Here is an 18,175-nt window from a genome sequence, read left to right as displayed (position 1 = left end):
CGCACCGCCCCGGGTCAGCCGAACTGCACGGACCGCTTCGCCAGCCCCATCCAGAACCCGTCGATCACCGACTTCTGGGCGTCCAGCTCGCCGGACACCTCGGCGGCGCCCATCGTCACGAAGAGCGGGGCGAAGTGCTCGGTGCGGGGATGGGCGTAGCGGCCGGCCGGGGCCTTGTGGAGGAAGTCGAGCAGGGAGTCCCAGTCGCGGGCCTCCATGGCGCGCCGCCCCCAGTCGTCGAACTCCACGGACCAGGCGGGCACTCCCCCCTGGCGCAGGGCGGCGAGGTTGTGGGTGAAGAAGCCGGAGCCGACGATCAGGACGCCCTCGTCGCGCAGGGGCGCGAGCCTGCGGCCGATCTCCATGAGCTTCACCGGGTCGAGGGTCGGCATCGAGATCTGCAGGACGGGAACGTCGGCGGCCGGGAACATCTCGACCAGGGGCACGTACGCACCGTGGTCGAGGCCGCGGTCGGGGATGTCCTGGACGGGGATCCCGGGGGCGCGCAGCAGCTTGCGCACGCTCTCGGCGAGCTCCGGCGCGCCGGGGGCGTCGTAGGTCACCCGGTAGTAGTGCTCGGGGAAGCCCCAGAAGTCGTAGACGAGGGGGACGGGGTCGACGGCGCCGAGGGCGAGGGGGGCCTCCTCCCAGTGGGCGGAGACCATGAGGATCGCCTTGGGGCGGGGCAGGCCGGCGGACCAGGCCGCGAGCTGGCCCGGCCAGACCGGGTCGTCGGCGAGCGGCGGGGCGCCGTGGCTGAGGTACAGGGCGGGCATGCGCTCCTGAGTGACGGCGGACATGACGGCGGCTCCCTCCGGAGGCGTTGCCTGAGACGGCATTGATTGAAATCTAAAACGGTGACACCCGTGAGCTTATTCCGAGATGGTTTAATTTTCAAGGAGCGGACCTTTACAGTGGAGTACATGAAGAAGGCACCCGCATCCGCCGAAGAGCCCCGCTGGCTCACCGACGAGGAGCAGCGCGTCTGGCGCTCCTATGTGCACGCGAGCATGCTCCTCGAGGATCACATGGACCGACAGCTCCAGCGGGACGCGGGGATGCCGCACATCTACTACGGCCTTCTGGTCAAGCTCGCCGAGTGCCCGCACCGCCGGCTGCGGATGACCGAGCTGGCCATGCACGCGAAGATCACGCGCTCCCGTCTCTCCCACGCCATCGCCCGGCTGGAGAAGAACGGCTGGGTCCGGCGCGAGGACTGCGCCGACGACAAGCGCGGCCAGTTCGCCGTCCTGACCGACGAGGGCCTGGAGATGCTGCGGCGCGCCGCGCCGGGCCATGTCACCGCCGTCCGCAACGCGGTCTTCGACCGGCTCTCCCCGGAACAGCAGAAGTCCCTCGGCGAGATCATGCAGATCATCGCCGAGGGACTCCAGCCGGACGAAGCGGGTGCCGACCTTCCCTGGCTGCGCTAACCGGCCGGCGCTACGCGCGTCAGTGGGCGACCACCGGCACCGGGACGGCGTCCTCGGCGTCCTCGGCGCTCGCACCCGTCACGGTGCCCATGTCCGGCTTGCCGGCGTTGACGAGCGTCAGGGCGATCACGGCGGCGGCGAACAGGATGCCGACGGCGAACCAGATGGCGCTGGTGTAGCCCTGCACCATGCCCTCCAGCTGGACGAGCTGCTGCTGGGGCCGGGAGGCCGCACCGGCGATGTGGTCCTTGATGTACGACGCGGTCGCGGACGCGGCGATCGTGTTCAGCAGGGCGGTGCCGATCGCGCCGCCCACCTGCTGCGAGGTGTTGACCATCGCGGAGGCGACACCGGCGTCACGCGGCTCCACGCCCAGGGTGGCCAGGGACATCGCCGGCATGAACGCCGTACCCATGCCGAGGCCGAGCAGCAGCATCGCGGGCAGCAGCAGGGCCGCGTACGAGGAGCCGATCTCCAGGCGGGTCAGCAGCAGCATGCCGAGCGCGGCGACCAGGAAGCCGGGGCCCATCAGCAGCCGCGGCGCGACCCGGGTCATCAGCCGGGCGCCGATCTGGGTGGAGCCGGTGATCATGCCCGCGATCATCGGCAGGAACGCGAAGCCGGTCTTGACCGGGGAGTAGCCCTTGACGACCTGCAGGTAGTAGGTCAGGAAGAGGAACAGGCCGAACATCGCGATGATCGCGAGGCCGAGGGAGAGGTAGACACCGCCGCGGTTGCGCTCGGTGATCACGCGCAGCGGCAGCAGCGGGGCCTTGACCCTGGACTCGACGATCACGAAGGCGGCCAGCAGGACGGCGGAGGCGACGAACATGCCGACGGTCAGGGAGTCGCTCCAGCCGTCGGACTCGGCGCGGGTGAAGCCGTAGACCAGGGAGACCAGGCCGAGGGTGGAGAGGATGACGCCCGGGATGTCGAGGGAGGAGCGGTTGCGGCCGCCCTCGGGCTCACGGATGACGAAGTACGCGCCGGCCGCGGCGACGACCGCGAACGGGATGTTCACGAAGAACGTCCAGCGCCAGTCCAGGTACTCGGTGAGGAAACCGCCGAGGATCAGGCCGACGGCGCCGCCGCCACCGGCGATCGCGCCGTAGATGCCGAACGCCTTGGCACGCTCCTTGGCGTCGGTGAACATCACCGCGAGCAGGGAGAGCGCGGCGGGCGCGAGGAGAGCGCCGAAGGCACCCTGGAGCGCGCGGGCGCCGAACATCATGGCCTCGTTGGTGGCCGCGCCGCCGAGCGCGGAGGCCGCGGCGAAGCCGCCGAGGCCGGCGACGAAGGCGCGCTTGCGGCCCCACAGGTCGGCGATCCGGCCGCCGAAGAGCAGCAGTCCGCCGAAGGCGAGGGCGTAGGCGGTGACGATCCACTGCCGGTTGCCGTCGGAGATGCCCAGGTCCTGCTGGGCGGACGGCATCGCGATGTTCACGATGGTGGCGTCGAGGACGACCATCAGCTGGGCTATGGCGATGAACGCCAGGGCCTTCCAGCGGTTGGCGTCCGGGACGCCGGGAGCCTTGACGGCTGTTTCAGACATGGGGATACCCACTTCGGGACTTCGTGACGGAAAAACCAGAAAAAACGGCGTGCTCAGTACGGGTCTGCCGACGGCGGCCGGGGTGAAGGGTCCGGCCGCTCTCTCAAGACGTTCTGATCGCTCAGGCCTGGCGCAGGTCCTCCATGGTCACCGCCGTGCCCGGCAGGACCGAGGGGGCCGGGGCCCGCAGTCCGTCCAGGAACAGCTGGAGGTGGCGGTGGACGAACCGGTCGGCGCTCGGGCAGCCCGTGCCCGCCGGGGGGCGGCTGAGCTGGGCGACCGCGATCATCACGTCGCCCACACCGACATCGGTCCGCATCTGTCCGGCCGCCTTGGCGCGGTCCATGACCTCCTCGATGATCCGCTCGACGCGTTCGCGGGCGGCTTCCAGGTCGGGGTGGTGCTGGTCGAAGGTGCTGGAGACCATCGGGCACAGCGCGCTGATCCGCTCGTCGGCGGAGGCGTGCACGAAGCGCTCCAGTGCCGCGAACGCGTCTCCGGCCTCGGCGAGGGCGGCCTGGCCGGCCAGGACCGTGCGGTCCAGGACCGAGCAGACGACCTCGCGGACCAGGGCGTCGCGGTCGGGGAAGTGGCGGTACACCGTGGCGTTGCCGACGCCGGCCCGGCGGGCGATGTCGTCGAGCGGCACGTCGGGGCCGAGCTCGGTGAGCATCTCGCGGGCGGCGGTGACGATCCGCTCCCGGTTGCGCAGGGCGTCGGCGCGAGGCCGGGGTGCCTTGCGCACTGCGGGGGTCGCGGTCTGCACGGCGTCTCCTCCGGATAGCGGTGGGGCGATCCGGGGAAGCTCTCCCCGTTTCGCTCGGACACAGGGCTAAACGGGGAGAGGGTCCCCGGTTATTTCCCGGACCCCGAAGTTTTCTTGTGTGACCTGGACCACGTGCACACGATCGGTCGTTTCCAGCGCGCGCCCGCACCCGCCGCGTCACAGGGTGATCGAAAGGGTGCAGCCGGTGACCGGGCGGCTGCCTGGAGCGAAAGGCCCCGCATGCAGCCCGTGCGCACCGCCCCGGAACCCCTCCGCCGTCGGATACGCCCGCGCCGCGCCGCCGCCCTCGCCTCCGTGACCGCGCTGACCCTCGCGGTCAGCACCTCGGCCGGCACCGGCCGCCTCCCCCCGGACCTCGGGCCGACACGGGCCGGGGCGGGCCCCGTCTCCCTGGCCCGGTCCTCCACCCTCGCCCCCTGCATGATCAGCGGCGGCTCGGCCGTCCAGATGTCCGAAGGGGTCCCGACACCCAGCGGCTACGCCCGCTCCACCGGCACCGTCCGCGCCCTCACCCTGATGGTCGACTTCCCGGACGCGCCGGGCAGGGGCAGTGCCCTCGACCGCTACCACGAGTTCTTCCCGCAGACCGAGAAGTGGTTCCGCACGGCGTCCTACGGCCGTCTGGACTACCGCTCCGACATCCCGGTCCGGCACTGGCTGCGGATGCCGAAGGCGTTCCGGGCGTACGGCATAGAGCGCGGCGCGCCCTTCGATCCCGGCTACCGCGACCTCGTCCGCGACATCGTGGCCGCCGCCGACCCGACCGTGGACTTCCGGGCGTACGACCTGCTGAACGTACTGGTGACCCCGAACGCCGGGCCCTCCGCACTGGACACGGTCCTGTCGGTGACGTTCGCCGGGAACACGGAGGCGCCGGTCGCCGACGGGGTGGCGGTGGCCAACGCGTCCTTCGTCTACTCCCGTCAGGACGACGGCTCCGGCTCCTACGACCGCACGGGCTACCGCGTACTGCCGCACGAGAACGGCCATGTCTTCGGGCTGCCCGACCTCTACACCCAGGAGGGCGGGGGCGCGGTCGGGCACTGGGACATCATGAGCGAGGACTGGGGGGCCAACAACGACCTGCTCGGCTGGCACAAGTGGAAGCTGGGCTGGCTGGACGCGGCGCAGATCGCCTGCTCGGCGGTGCGCGGGACGGCGGAGTACGAGCTGACCCCGCTGTGGAAGGCCGGGGGCCCGAAGCTGGTCCTCGTGCCCGTCGACGGCCGCACCGGCTACGCCGTCGAGCTGCGCACCCGCGGCGGCAACGACGAGACGGTGTGCCGGCCGGGCGTCCTCGTCTACAAGGTGGACGCGGGCGTCGACACCGGCATGGGACCGGTGACGGTGTACGACTCCGCCGAGGACAGCGGCGGCTGCACCCGCAGCCCGAACGTGCACGCCGAGCTCTCCGACGCGCCCTTCGCCCCCGGCGAGACCTTCACGGACGCCGAGCGCCGCATCCGGATCTCGGTGACGGCCGCGGACCTGAAGGGCGTCTACCGGGTGCGGGTCACCCGGCGGTGAGCCGGGGCCGGGAGCCCGCATTACGGTAGGGCTGCCCAGACCGCCGTACGGAGAACCGATGCCCGCGAAGACGACCACCACCCCCGGCGCCCCCGCGGCCGTTCCCGACGAGGCCGTCGTGCCGCTGATGCGCGGGGTGGCCGTCCTGCGGGACCTGACCGGGGCCGGCGGGGCGATGCGGCTGAGCGAGCTGGAGCGGGCCACGGGCCTGGCCCGGTCGACCGTGGACCGGGTCACCGCCACCCTGGCCCGCATGGGGTACGTCCGGCTGGAGGGCCGGGACGCGGTGCTGGCCCCGCGCGTGATGGAGCTCGGCAACGCCTATCTGGCCGCCCTGCGGCTGCCGGCGCTGCTGGGCTCGCGGGCGGACGCGCTCGCCGACGAGCTCGACGAGTCGGTGTCCCTGGCCGTCGCCGACCGGGACGGCATCCGCTTCATCCACCAGGCGACCCGGCGCCGCGCGATGTCCCTGAGCTTCCGCATCGGCGACCTGCTGCCCGCCGAACGGACCGCGCCGGGTGCCCTGTTCGCGGCCGGCTGGACGGACGCCGACTGGGAGCGCTGGCGCGCACGCCGGGCGGCGGACCCGCAAGGCCGCGGCTTCCCCGCCGTGCCGGCCGCCCCGCACCGGGCCCCGGACGAGGACTTCGTACGGCGGGCCGGGCAGGCGGCGGCGGAGGGCTGCGCGCTGGACGACCAGCTGATCGAGCCGGGCCTGGTGGCGGTCTCCGTACCGGTGCGGGACCCGGGGACGGGGCGGGCCGTGTGCGTGGCGAGCGTGGTGAGCCACACGAGCCGGCACACCGCCGCGGACCTGCGCGACACCCTGCTGCCCCGGCTGCGGGCGGCGGTGGCGGCCATGGAGGAGGACCTGCGGCAGGCGCCGCCGGCGGATCCCGGCCCGCCGTCCGCGGGCCTCGCCCTGTGGACGGGCGCGTCGAAGCAGGAACTGGGCCGGGAGTTCATCGAGTCCCTGGCGCGCGGGCTGACCGTCCTCACCGCGTTCGGGGAGGGCCGCGCCGCACCGACCCTGGCGGAGGTGGCCAGGGCGACCGGGCTGGCGCGGGCGACGGCCCGGCGGGCGCTGATCACGTTCGAGCACCTGGGGCTGGTGGCGCCCGGCGGGCCCGAGCGCACCTTCTCGCTCACCCCGCAGGTGCTCTCCCTCGGCTTCCCGCCCCTGTCCCGTACGACGCTTCCCCGCATCGCGACCCCGCACCTCGCGGCCCTCGCGGAACGGGTGCACGAGTCGACGGCCCTGGCGGTCCTCACCGACGAGGGCGACGAGATCCAGTACACGGCCGGGGTGCCCGCGCACCACGTGATGAGCGTGGACGTGACGGTGGGTGCGCGGCGGCCGGCCCGGGTGACGGCGGCGGGGCGGGTGCTGACGGGCGAGCCCGGTGACGGGTTCGCCTTCGTGGACGAGGAGTTGGAGCAGGGGCTGCGGTCGGTCGCGGTGCCGGTGCGGGACCGTGCGGGACGGGTGGTCGCGGCGGTCGGGGTCGCGACGCACGCGGCGCGGCGGACCGCCGAGGAGTGCGTGCGCGACCTCCTGCCGGAAGTGGCGGCGACCGCCGCGCTCGTCGAGTCGGATCTGCGGGTGGCCGCCCGGTTCACCCGCGTGCCGCTGTCCTGAACCCGTGGTTTTCGGCCGCACTTGACCAGGACTTGGGTGTAACGCCCATCGAGTCGTCCCGCGCCGAACGGATTGCCCGCCCGGTCACGGCCTGCTGTGGAAGAGGGCAACAGCCCTGCCCCGTAAGCGCGTTCCCGCGTAAAGTTCACGCCAGATATCGATCATCACGCTGAAACCGGGGGGAATCAGTGATCCGAGTGCTGCTCGCGGAGGACATGGTCATGCTCCGCCGGGCTCTGGCCTCCCTGTTGGAGCTGGAGACCGACATCGAGGTGGTCGCCGAGACGGGGAACGGCGACCAGGTCCTGCCGCTGGCCCTGGAGCACCGCCCCGACGTGGCCGTGCTCGACATCGACATGCCGGGCATCGACGGCATCGAGGCCGCCGGCCTGCTCCACGAGAAGCTGCCGTCGTGCCGGACGGCGATCCTGACCACGCTCGGCCGGCCCGGCAACCTGCGCCGTGCGCTCGCCGCGCACGCCTGCGGGTTCCTGCTGAAGGACACCGAGCCGGCCCGGCTCGCGGCGGCGATCCGGGAAGTGGCCGCCGGGGGCCGGGTGGTCGACCCCGAGCTGGCGCTCAGCGCCCTGCAGGCCGGGGAGAGTCCGCTCAGCGCCCGGGAGACGGAAGTGCTGCGGCTGGCCGCGCAGGGCGAGGAGGTGCCGGCGATCGCCCGCGCCCTGTTCCTGTCCGCCGGCACCGTCCGCAACTACCTGACCGCCGCCGTCACCCGCCTCAACGCCCGCAACCGCATGGACGCCGTCAGGATCGCCCGCGACTCCGGCTGGCTCTGACCCGGGGCATCGCCCCGGCCCCACCGCCCCCTGTGGCGCCCGGGGTTGCCCCGGACCCCGCCGAGCCGCGCGACCGGTCCGAAAGGGCACACCGTGGGCCGGCCGGACCGCGGCGACCCGGGTGACGTCAGGAGCGGCCGGGGGTCCGGTCGGCGGGGAGGCGGGCGGTGGCGTCCTCCTCCGCCTGGGCGGGAAGGGCCACGGCCAGTTCGAACCAGCCGTCGGCGCGTTCGCCGGAGGTCAGCCGGCCGCCGAGGGCCTGCGCCCGGGCCGCCAGGCTGCTCAGGCCGTTGCCGCCGCACGCGGCGCCGCCGGGCACGTCGGCGAAGTGGGCCGAACGCGCGTCCCGCAGACCGTCGTTGGCGATGACCAGACGCACGGAGCCGTCCTCCGCGTCCGCCTTGATCACGCACTTCTGGGCCTTGCTGTGCCGCAGGATGTTGGTGACGCCCTCGCGCAGCACCGTGGCCAGCACCGAGTCGACCGCCGGGGACACCTCGCCCGCCGCCACCCGCACCTCGGCGTGGATGCCGACCGCCCGCAACAGCGAGGCCGCCGCCGGGAGTTCCCGGTCCAGGCTCATCCGCAGATAGCTGCCCGCCACCGAGCGCACCTCGGCGGACGCCTGCCGGGCCGCCTGCACGATCTCCGTGATCTCGGTCTCGGCCCGCTCCGGGTCGACCCGCACCAGCCGGTGCACGAGCTCGCACTTGAGGGTGATGGTGGACAGACTGAAGCCGAGCAGGTCGTGCAGATCGCGGGCGAACCGCACCCGCTCCTGGGCGAGGGTGACCCGCACCAGTTCGTCACGGGCTGCCTGCACCTCGGCGATGAGTCCGGTCAGCCGGCTCAGCCCGTACACCACCAGCCCGGTCAGGACGGTGGCCACCATGTTGTACGCCAGCTCACCCGCGCCGTAGCCGACGAGGAAGTGCACGGCCCCCGTCGCCCCGAGGACCAGGCCGAACGCGGCCCAGGCGAGAGCCGGCCGCAGCACCAGCAGACAGGACGAGCACAGGAAGCCGGGCATCCCGAGCCAGGCCTCGCCGAAGAACGCGAACGGGCCGAAGGTGAGGACCGCCTGCGCGGCCAGGGTGACCCGGTTGTGCCGGGCCCAGCGGGGCGCCCGGGCCGGGAAGGAGTGGCAGAACTGCAGACCGAGCAGCAGCACCATCAGGACGCAGAACGCCGTCAGGCCCAGCGCGCCCAGGCCGCCGCTGGCCGCGTAGGTGAGGGCCACCCCGAAGAAGCAGAGGATGACGACGGTGGTGATGGCGGAGGCCATCCTGGGGGCCAGTTCGACGTTGCTGACCGGTCTTTGACGCATCGGCCCGGCAGACACCAAAGGACGGAACCATCGCACTGAAACCCCCCACCCGAATGCGATTTCGGTCGGGGTACAGCATAGGGTCGCCGCCCTCGATCCCGGCCGGACGAACGACGAGCAAACATCCACAACAGGCCCTACACGCCCCCGGGAAACGCCGAGACCACGAACTCGCCGACGCCCGGTTCGGCCCGCCAGTCCAGGCCGAAGGCGCGGGCGGCCGTCTCGGTGTCGCCGAAGGCCAGCGCACACGGGCCCAGGCCCATCGCGGTGGCCACCAGGTACAGCGTCTGCTGGAGGGCGCCGACCTCCTTGAGCAGGGCGCTGTAGGCCGTGCCCCGGTAGGCGCCGGCCGTACGCCGGTACCGTGCCGTCATGCTGATCAGCACCGAGGGCTCCTGGCTCAGCCCGGCGTTCCCGGCGGCCTCGGCGAGCAGCTCGTCGACCAGGTCCGGTGCCGTCTCCAGCGGGGACAGCCGGTGGCCGTGCGGGTCGTAGTGGTAGATCCCGCGCTTGAGGTCGCCGCCCCCGCTGACGGTGAGGTACAGCTCCAGCGGGTAGCGCGCGCCGAGGCTCGGGTAGGGCCGCCCGCCGGCCGGGCGTTCGGCGGCGGACCGGTGCAGCAGCTCGCCCAACTGGTCCAGGGAGAGCGGCCGTCCGTCGTCGGGCCGCTCGGAGCGGCGGGCCGCGAGGACCTCGCTCAGCGCGGGTTCGCGCCGCCCGGCCCCGGCGCCCGCGGGCAGGGGCACGGGCAGGGGGATGGCGGGGGCCGCGGCGGAAACGGGTGCGCGGCCGGCCGGGGCCACGGCGATGCCATCGTTGTCGCGGGGCCGGGCGGGGCCGCCCGGGCGCACCGGGTCGCCGTACTCCCCCACCGGTTCGTCGTGCGCGCCCGGCCTGCTGCGCTGGTGGACCAGCAGTTCCCGCGGTGACCAGGAGGCGAGGACGGTGTCCTCGTCCTCGGCGAAGGAGTAGGTGTCCGGGGCGTCCGCGCGCGGGGTGCCGGGGACCAGCATGCCGGCGGCCTCCAGGTAGCCGACGACGAGGGAGGTCTCGGCGACCGGCAGGCCGAGCAGCCGGGACACCTCGCCGACGGCCGTGGGACGGGCGTAGCAGCTGACCAGCCAGCCGGCCTGCGGGGTGTGCAGGACCACGCGGTGGGCGGTGAGCGGGGACTCGGCGATCCAGCCCTCCGGTCCGGCCGTGAGCGTGACGAACCGGGACAGGCGGTGGACGGCGTGCGCGTCGGGGCGGCGCGGCGTGAACCGGGCCCGGCGGGCGATGGGGACGACGGTCACGTGGTCGGTGCCCCCGGCGAGCGCGAGGGTGCGCACCACGACGTGCTGGAGCCGTCCCAGTACGGCGTCCAGCGCGTCGTACTGGGGGCGTTCCTCGGCCGGCCCGGTGCCCTCGCTGAAACCGGGCAGCACGTTGTCGAGGGAGACCGGGCCGTACGTCATCCGTTCCAGGGCGCGGCCGACGGCCGGGTTGCGCGCGTCGAGGCGGATCTCCTCCCAGGGGGTGCTGACGACGCCGGCGCCCGGGTCGCCGGGCACGGACCGGAATCCGCAGTCCTCACGCAGCGACCACAGCGGCATCAGGGACGGGGCGGCGGCATTCATCGGCGAGACCTCGGGGAGGACGGGGTGACGGTGTCCGTCACAGGAAGAGCGGGACCGGGTTGAGGTCCTCGTATCGGACGGGGGTGGACCGGCGGCCCAGGCGGACCGGCACGTCGTAGAGGCGGCCCGGGCCGAAGCGGGCCCAGAAGGTGCGCAGACCGGGCACCACCACCTTGACGACGGGCAGTCCGGTGTCGGGCCGGGTCTGGTCGAGGACGAGGAGTTCGCTGCCGAGCTCGCGCACGATCCGGACGGCGGCGGCCACGTCGTCGGCCAGGTCGGGGCGCGGGACGTACGGGAAGTCCTGAGGGGTGCGGGCCCGCGCCGTGCCGGGCAGCAGGTAGGGCTGGTTGTCGGTGGTGGCGGTCCGCCACCAGGACAGGACGGCCGGGTCGTCGCAGCTGTAGCCGGTGCCGTCGGGTCTCGCCTGGGCGACCGGGGGGAGCATCTGGTTCAGTTCGGCGACGGCGCGGCGCAGGGCGATGCGGGCGTCGAAGTGCGCGCCGAAGCCGAGGGTGATGTCCTGGGCCGGTTTGTCGGTGCGGGCGGACAGGGCGGCGAAGACCGGGACGCCGAGGTCGCTGGTGAGGTCGAGGACCCACATCCGGCGGCCCAGCCCCCGGTGTTCCTCGCGGGTCCGCCGGACCCAGGGGTCGTCGAAGGCGTCGAGGTCGAGGCCGGGCTGCCGGGTGCGGTTGTACCACCACAGGGCGACCGCGTCGCGTTCGACGAGTTCCAGGAAGCCCTGCACGACGGCGTCCTCGCGGGAGCTGCCGGCCGCCGAGCCGTTGGAGGTGGCCGCGAACGGGCCCCTGTCGCCGGGGGCGTTGTAGTAGAGCATCGCGGTGGGCACCAGGCGGTGGCGGCCGTCGGTCAGCGACCACATCGGGGTCCAGTCGACGGGGGCGTTCTCGTCGAAGGGCTCGCAGACGCGGTGCGCCGGGCCGTGCGCGGCGTTCCACCGCTCGCGGCCGGCGTACTGGCGGGGGTGGAACAGCTGCACGGTGTCCGGGTGCACGGCGCGGTCGGCGACGTCCCGGTAGGCGGCCCGTACGGTGGGTTCGTCGCCCTGGAACCAGCCGCTGTGCCGCTCCACGGCCTCGCACAGGGCGCTGACCTTCGCCTGCGTCTCGGTGGTGCCCTTGCCCGAGCTGTGGCTGCGCAGGCCGCCCCGGATCCCGGCGAGGCCGGTGGGCGCGGCGGCCGGGTTGTGCCCGGAGTGGAAGCAGTTGAGGAAGCCGGGGCCGCGGCGGTCGCGGCGGATCTCCTTCACCACCCCGGTGAGGTCGTCGACGAGGTGGCCGTATCGCTCCAGCATCTGTTCCGGGGACAGCGAGCGCTCACCGGTGCCGGTCCCGGTCTTGGGCCGGGACGCGATCACGAAGGGGGCGTCGACCTGGCGTTCCATCAGGTCCGGGTCGCCGCAGGAACGGCACTGGGGGCGGCGGCGCACCGGGTGGTGACGGCTGGTCAGGTCGAGGGGGTTGAGGGCCCACAGCGCGGACTGGCCCGGGTGGCGCTGTCCGGCCAGCCACTTCACGGCCTCCAGGCAGGCCAGGTGCAGACCGGCCGCGCGGCCCGCGGCGAGGGCGGAGGGCGGGGTGCGGACCGGGCGGCCGAGGGCCTCGCCCAAGAACGCCTCGGCGGGCCGGTTGCGGCGCAGCGGCTCGGCGAGGCAGTGCCAGCAGGCGCCGCCGTCCGGGCGGAACACCGGCCCGATCCAGGGCTGTTCGCCGGTCAGACGGACCAGCAGCCAGGGGGTGCCGGTGGCGCGGTAGCGGACGTCCAGGGCCGCGAGTCCGGGGTCGAGGTAGCTGTCGCAGAGGACGACGGCGAGACCGGGGGGTTCGGTGTCGTGGCCGGGCCGGTGCAGACGCAGTCCGTCGGCGGTGAGCGCGGCGGTCATGTCGGCGACGGCCTCCCGGGCGTGCGTGCCGACCGAGGCGATCGTGACGGTGGCGCCGGCGGTGCGGCGGGCGGCGGCGGGGCCGTCCATGCCCGCGAGTTCCCAGAAGGCCTCGTCGCCGCGGGCGTCGGCGGCCGGCGGCCGGTGGGTGAGCAGTCCGGAGTCGAGGAGTTCGCCGACGATCCGGCGCACCTGCGCCGGGAACAGTCCGGCGGGCGTCTCCTCGGCGAGCTGGTCCAGGGTGCGGGTGCCGTCGAGGAGCGGGGCGAGTTCGGTGACGCCGGCGCCGCGCAGCACGGTCACGCCGCGTTCGGACACCAGGAACACCCCCTCCCCCGGCACCACTTCGGCCGTCAGATGGTGCTTGAAGGCCAGTCCCGGTCGTGCGCTGTGCTGTGTGGTCGCTGCCGTGTGCTCGGTCACTGCCGTGTGCTTCGTCACTGCCGTTCCCCCCAATTCCCCCTGATCGGCTGCGGTCTGCGCGGCGGGTCACTCGGCGAGCGCGGAGGCCTCCGTCCAGCAGATGCAGGTGCCCGGCTGGAACGGCTCGGCGGCCAGCGCGGCGAGGTCCTCGATGACGAGGCCGTCGGCGGCGGGGACGTCGGCGGCGGGGAACACGTTGGTGGCGGCGTTGAGGTTCATGTCGGCCCTTTCCTCGCGGTGGGTGTTCTCTCTCGGTGAGGAGAAGTCTTCCGGGGCGGGGGCAGGGCCGACAGTGCCGGTGTCACCGGCTCGGCATGACGTTTTCATGATCATCCAGGGCGGGTCTCACACCCCTTCCGTGCCGTCGGGGGCGTCCGCCATGCCCGCGGTGAGCGTGCTGCCGTCGTCCGGGTCGATGAGCAGGAACGATCCGGTGCGGCGCAGCGCGGCGTAGCCGTCGACGGCGACGGACTCGGCGGTGCGCACCACGATCCGGCCGATGTCGTTGACGTCGAGCGTGCCGGGCCCGGGGCGTTCGGTGAGGTCGTGCAGGTCGAGCCGGGAGCCGATCTCCTCGACCACCGCCCGCACGGTCCGGGTGGTGTGCCGCAGCAGGACCCGGCGGCCCGCCCGCAGCGGCTGGTCGGTGAGGTGGCATGCGGTGGCGTGCAGCCGGCGCGTGGTGCGGGGCGGGGCGTCGGCCGCGGCCAGCAGGTCGCCCCGGGCGATGTCGATGTCGTCGGCGAGCCGGACCGTCACCGACTGCGGCGCCCAGGCGGCCCGGGCGGGCCCCGCCGGGGTGTCGATGGCCTCGACGACACTGGTCCGGCCGGACGGCAGCACGGTGACCGGGTCGCCGACCCGCAGCAGCCCGGAGGCCAGCTGGCCCGCGTAGCCGCGGTAGTCGGGATGGCCCGGGGTCCGCGGCCGGATGACGTACTGGACGGGCAGGCGGGCCGGTTCGGTGCGCGGGTCGGTGCCGGCGGGCACGGTCTCCAGGTGTTCCAGGACGGTGGGCCCGGCGTACCAGTCCATCCGGTCGGAGGGGCGTACGACGTTGTCGCCCTCCAGCGCCGAGACGGGGACGGCGGTCACCCGGGGCACGCCGAGGGCGGTGGCGCACGCGGCGAACTCGGCGGCGATGTCCGCGAAGACCTGCTCCGAGCAGCCCACCAGGTCCATCTTGTTGACGACGAGCGTCACCTGCGGGATGCGCAGCAGCGCCGCCACGGCGAGATGGCGGCGGGTCTGCTCGACGATCCCGTGCCGGGCGTCGACCAGGACCAGCGCGAGGTCGGCGGTGGAGGCGCCGGTGACCATGTTGCGGGTGTACTGCACATGGCCGGGGGTGTCGGCGAGGATGAACCGGCGCCGGGCGGTGGCGAAGTAGCGGTAGGCGACGTCGATGGTGATGCCCTGTTCCCGTTCGGCGCGCAGGCCGTCGGTGAGCAGCGCCAGGTCGGGGGCGTCCTGGCCGCGCGCGAGCGACGCGGCCTCCACGGCGGCCAGCTGGTCCGACAGGACCGACTTGGAGTCGTGCAGCAGCCGTCCCACGAGGGTGGACTTGCCGTCGTCGACGGAGCCGGCGGTGGCGAAGCGCAGGGTGGCGGCGGCGTCCGTGCCGCCCTGGGTGTCCCCGGTGTCCCGGGTGGTCGTGCCGGTGGTGGTCTGCATGGCTAGAAGTAGCCCTCCCTCTTGCGGTCTTCCATGGCGGCCTCGGAGAGCTTGTCGTCGGCGCGGGTGGCGCCCCGCTCGGTGAGCCGGGAGGCGGCGATCTCCTCGATCACCGCGGCGACGGTGCCGGCACCCGACTCGACGGCGCCGGTGCAGGACATGTCCCCCACGGTGCGGTAGCGGACCCGTCTGCGCCGGAGGCGTTCGCCGGGGCGCGGGCCGCCCCAGGCGCCGGGCGCCAGCCACATGCCGCCGCGGGCGAACACCTCGCGCTCGTGGGCGTAGTAGATCGAGGGCAGTTCGATGTCCTCGCGCTGGATGTACTGCCACACGTCGAGCTCGGTCCAGTTGGACAGCGGGAAGACGCGGACGTGTTCGCCGGGGGCGTGCCGGCCGTTGTAGAGGGACCACAGTTCGGGGCGCTGGCGGCGCGGGTCCCAGGCGCCGAACTCGTCGCGCAGCGAGAACACCCGTTCCTTGGCGCGGGCCTTCTCCTCGTCGCGCCGGCCGCCGCCGAAGACGGCGTCGTGGCGCCCGGTGGTGATGGCGTCGAGCAGCGGGACGGTCTGCAGGGGGTTGCGGGTGCCGTCGGGACGCTCGCGCAGCCGGCCGTCGTCGATGAAGTCCTGGACGCGGGCGACGTGCAGGCGCAGGCGGTGACGGGCGACCACGCGGTCCCGGTAGTCGAGGACCTCGGGGAAGTTGTGGCCGGTGTCGACGTGCAGCAGGGAGAAGGGGAGCGCGGCGGGCGCGAACGCCTTCAGCGCCAGGTGCAGCATGACGATGGAGTCCTTGCCGCCGGAGAACAGCAGCACGGGCCGCTCGAACTCGCCCGCCACCTCACGGAAGATGTGCAGGGCCTCCGCCTCCACGGTGTCGAGGTGGGACAGGGCGTAGGGGTGCGCGGCGGCCGGTCCGGCGGCGGGCGCGGGGGCGGCCGTGGCGGGGGCGTCCGTGACCGGGGCGGTCGTGGTGGGGGTGGTCATGCCAGGCCCCTTTCGGCGAGCAGGGCGAGCAGCGCGGCCACCGAGCCGTCCACGGACTCGGTGTGCGAGTCGATGCGCAGGTCGGGGGCCAGGGGTGCCTCGTAGGGGTCGTCGACGCCGGTCAGTCCGCTGATCTCGCCGGCCGCCCGGCGCGCGTACAGGCCCTTCACGTCGCGTACGGAGCACACCTCGACGGGAGCCGCGACATGCACCTCCAGGTAGGGGGTACGGCTGCCGCGGTGCAGGTCGCGGACCGCGGCGCGGGAGTCGGCGTACGGGGCGATGACCGGGACCAGGGCGAGGACGCCGTTGCGGGCGAGGACATGGGCGACGTGGCCGATGCGGGCCACGTTGCGGTGGCGGTCCTCACGGGAGAAGCCGAGGCCGTCGGAGAGCGTCCGGCGCAGTTCGTCGCCGTCGAGCACCTCGGCACGGCGGCCCGCGGCGCGCAGGACGCCGGCGGTGGCCCGGGCGACGGTGGTCTTGCCGGAGCTGGGCAGTCCGGTCAGCCAGACGGTCGCGCCGGGGTAACAGGTGCAGTACGGGGAGGCGGTGGGGTCGTGGGCCGGGGCGACGAGGCCGGGCCCGGGGGCCGTGGTCTGCAGGGTCACATCGTGCTCCATTCTCGGACGGCGGCGGTCAGCAGACGCCGGGCCTGCCGGAACTCGGCCGCGGACAGGTGCTCGGCGGGGGTGTGGTCGAGGCTCGCGTCACCGGGGCCGTAGGCGACCATGGGGACGCCGTGCCAGGTCGTGGCGAGCGTGTTCATGTCGCTGCTGCCCTTCTTCATCAGGTAGCGGGGCCTCGACCCCTCGGTGCGGAAGGCACGTTGGAAGGCCTTCACCAGAGGGCTGGTGCGCGGGGTGGCCACGCCGGGCGTGGCACGCAGCACGTCGAGGCGGACCGGTTCGGACACGGCGGCGCGCAGCGCGGCCAGCAGCGTCTCGACGGCGTGCCCGGGCGGCAGCCGTACGTCGACCACGGCCTCCCCGGACTGCACGTCGCCCTCGTTGAGGGCGCGCACACCGAGCGTCGCGGTGAGCGCGTCCGGGGCGGTGGCGGCGACGGCGGCGCGTACGGCGGTGAGCGCCTCCACCAGCCGGTCACCGGCCGTGCGGACGCCCTCGCCGGCGGTGTGCCCGACGCACTCCCGGGTGTGCAGCCGGACCTTGACCAGGCCGTAGTAGCCGAGGGTGAGGGCGGACGCCCCGCTGGGCTCGCCCACGATCACCGCGTCGGCCGGGTAGCTGTCGCGGACGTGGAAGGCCCCGGCCGCGGTGATCTCCTCCTCGACGGCGCCCACCACCCGCACCTCGACGCCCTCCGGCGGGTCGTAGGCCGCGAGGGTCTCCAGGAACGTCACCAGGCTCCCCTTGGCGTCGACCGAGCCGCGCCCGGAGAGCGTCTCGCCGTCCCAGCGCACCGGCCACCGGTAGGGCACGGTGTCGAGATGGCCGAGCATCATCAGCCGGCGGTCGCCCGCGCCCTTGGTGGCCACCAGGTTGCCGACGGCGTCGATCTCGCTCTTGACGCCGTTCTCCGCGCACCACTCGGCGAGGAGGACGGCGAGTTCCCGTTCGTCGCGGGAGACGGAGGACACCTGGACGCTCCGCGAGAGCAGGGTCAGGTCGGGGGCCGGCTCGGTGGCCGCCCAGAACCGGGTGGACCCGGTCGCGGACAGGGTGTGCGGGCCGGTGATCGCCGTGTCGGAGGGGCCGTCGATGGCGATCTCGGCGGCCCGCACCTTCTGCCGCATCCGGCCCCGCGCGTACCGCCCGCCCTCGCCCCGGCCCAGGTGGCGCAGGGTGCTGGTCGGGTCGGCGGGGTCGGCGAGCAGTCCGGCCGTGCCGGTCACCAGGCGCAGATGGTCGGCGTTCAGGGCGCGGGCCAGGGTGGCGGCGAGGACGTCGGCGTCGACGTTGAGCGCAGTGCCGCCGTCGGTGTCGGCGACGGGCGGGGAGAGGCACACCACGTCGAAGGCGTCGAGCAGCGCGGTGACGCGGGCCGCGTCCACGGCGTGCACGGTGCCGGCGCGGTGGTCGCGGACCACGCGGAGCCGGTCGCCGTCCCGTACCCGCAGCGGGCCGTTGGCCCTGGCCGTCACCAGCGAGCCGGTCCGGGCCACCGAGGCGAACACCGAGAGCCCGCGCCGGGTGAGCTCCTCCTCCACCAGCGGGAGGGTGACCTCCTCGTACGCGGCGACGATGTGCCGCATCTCCTCCGGCGGGCAGTAGCGGATCTCGTCGCCGCCGCGGGAGACGAGGGTGCGGATCTCGCGGCCGGTGCGGCGGTAGTGCTCGGCGATGCCGGCGGCGCCCCCGGCGACGAGGAGCACCCGGGCGCCGCGGGCGCGCAGGGCGAGGAGTTCGTCGAAGACCCGGCCGTGGGCCAGGGTGGCGCTGCCCAGCTTGACGACGTGGAGCGCCGGCCGGCGGGCGCTGGCGACTTCGCCCAGGGGTGGTGCGGTTCCCGGGGGCATGTGCGTACTCCTTCAGGGTGTCGGGT

15 protein-coding genes are annotated in these 18,175 nt (G+C 73.9%); 4 read left to right on the top strand and 11 right to left on the bottom strand.

Features of this window, described 5'->3' with window-relative positions:
• Positions 1-14: 14 nt before the first annotated feature.
• A complete protein-coding gene (locus ACFY30_RS09390) occupies positions 15-800 on the bottom strand; it encodes a dioxygenase (RefSeq protein WP_390844549.1) in 786 nt (261 codons plus the stop codon).
• Positions 801-923: 123 nt separating this feature from the next.
• Between ACFY30_RS09390 and ACFY30_RS09385 the strand changes: the two genes are divergently transcribed.
• Complete coding sequence (locus ACFY30_RS09385) at positions 924-1,433, top strand: MarR family winged helix-turn-helix transcriptional regulator (RefSeq protein ID WP_390844548.1); 510 nt, start codon at positions 924-926, stop codon at positions 1,431-1,433.
• A gap of 19 nt (positions 1,434-1,452) precedes the next feature.
• Here the strand turns inward: ACFY30_RS09385 and ACFY30_RS09380 are convergent, their stop codons facing one another.
• Both ACFY30_RS09380 and ACFY30_RS09375 read right to left on the bottom strand, forming a co-directional pair.
• Positions 1,453-2,985: an MFS transporter gene (locus tag ACFY30_RS09380; RefSeq protein WP_390844547.1), complete on the bottom strand. Its 1,533-nt coding sequence runs from the start codon at positions 2,983-2,985 to the stop codon at positions 1,453-1,455.
• A 121-nt stretch (positions 2,986-3,106) separates the two neighbouring features.
• On the bottom strand, positions 3,107-3,751 hold the full coding sequence (locus ACFY30_RS09375) for a TetR/AcrR family transcriptional regulator (protein WP_390844546.1): 645 nt from the start codon (positions 3,749-3,751) through the stop codon (positions 3,107-3,109).
• Positions 3,752-3,991: 240 nt separating this feature from the next.
• Here ACFY30_RS09375 and ACFY30_RS09370 point away from each other — a divergent pair, with 240 nt between their 5' ends.
• From ACFY30_RS09370 to ACFY30_RS09360, 3 genes are all read left to right on the top strand, one after another.
• Positions 3,992-5,299 carry a M6 family metalloprotease domain-containing protein gene (locus ACFY30_RS09370; RefSeq protein ID WP_390844545.1) on the top strand — a complete coding sequence of 436 codons (1,308 nt, stop codon included), beginning with the start codon at positions 3,992-3,994 and terminating at the stop codon, positions 5,297-5,299.
• Positions 5,300-5,357: 58 nt separating this feature from the next.
• Positions 5,358-6,938, top strand: a complete 1,581-nt coding sequence (locus tag ACFY30_RS09365) for a helix-turn-helix domain-containing protein (protein WP_390844544.1) — start codon at positions 5,358-5,360, stop codon at positions 6,936-6,938.
• Positions 6,939-7,126: 188 nt separating this feature from the next.
• A complete protein-coding gene (locus tag ACFY30_RS09360; protein WP_390844543.1) occupies positions 7,127-7,732 on the top strand; it encodes a DNA-binding response regulator in 606 nt (201 codons plus the stop codon).
• Between the two features lie 127 nt (positions 7,733-7,859).
• Here the strand turns inward: ACFY30_RS09360 and ACFY30_RS09355 are convergent, their stop codons facing one another.
• From ACFY30_RS09355 to ACFY30_RS09320, 8 genes are all read right to left on the bottom strand, one after another.
• Positions 7,860-9,059 carry a sensor histidine kinase gene (locus ACFY30_RS09355; protein WP_390844542.1) on the bottom strand — a complete coding sequence of 400 codons (1,200 nt, stop codon included), beginning with the start codon at positions 9,057-9,059 and terminating at the stop codon, positions 7,860-7,862.
• A gap of 137 nt (positions 9,060-9,196) precedes the next feature.
• Positions 9,197-10,681, bottom strand: a complete 1,485-nt coding sequence (locus ACFY30_RS09350; protein ID WP_390844541.1) for a SagB family peptide dehydrogenase — start codon at positions 10,679-10,681, stop codon at positions 9,197-9,199.
• A gap of 37 nt (positions 10,682-10,718) precedes the next feature.
• Positions 10,719-13,028: a TOMM precursor leader peptide-binding protein gene (locus ACFY30_RS09345; RefSeq protein WP_390844540.1), complete on the bottom strand. Its 2,310-nt coding sequence runs from the start codon at positions 13,026-13,028 to the stop codon at positions 10,719-10,721.
• Positions 13,029-13,076: 48 nt separating this feature from the next.
• Positions 13,077-13,229, bottom strand: coding sequence for a hypothetical protein (locus ACFY30_RS09340; protein WP_390844539.1), 153 nt, complete (start codon positions 13,227-13,229; stop codon positions 13,077-13,079).
• A 126-nt stretch (positions 13,230-13,355) separates the two neighbouring features.
• Entirely contained in the window at positions 13,356-14,684 is a 1,329-nt protein-coding gene (locus tag ACFY30_RS09335) for a sulfate adenylyltransferase subunit 1 (RefSeq protein WP_390844538.1), read from the bottom strand.
• 2 nt (positions 14,685-14,686) lie between these two features.
• Positions 14,687-15,670 carry a sulfate adenylyltransferase subunit CysD gene (gene cysD / locus ACFY30_RS09330; RefSeq protein WP_390844537.1) on the bottom strand — a complete coding sequence of 328 codons (984 nt, stop codon included), beginning with the start codon at positions 15,668-15,670 and terminating at the stop codon, positions 14,687-14,689.
• A complete protein-coding gene (gene cysC / locus ACFY30_RS09325) occupies positions 15,667-16,281 on the bottom strand; it encodes an adenylyl-sulfate kinase (RefSeq protein WP_390844536.1) in 615 nt (204 codons plus the stop codon). The genes cysD and cysC overlap by 4 nt, the downstream gene beginning before the upstream one ends.
• Entirely contained in the window at positions 16,278-18,149 is a 1,872-nt protein-coding gene (locus ACFY30_RS09320; protein ID WP_390844535.1) for a M20/M25/M40 family metallo-hydrolase, read from the bottom strand. The genes cysC and ACFY30_RS09320 overlap by 4 nt, the downstream gene beginning before the upstream one ends.
• Positions 18,150-18,175: the final 26 nt, after the last annotated feature.

Origin of the sequence: Streptomyces sp. NPDC000345 (genome assembly GCF_042898825.1) — a bacterium.
Classification (GTDB): Bacteria; Actinomycetota; Actinomycetes; order Streptomycetales; family Streptomycetaceae; genus Streptomyces.
The sequence above is the reverse complement of the archived record's forward strand: the minus strand, read 5'-3'. Positions and strand labels throughout refer to the sequence as shown.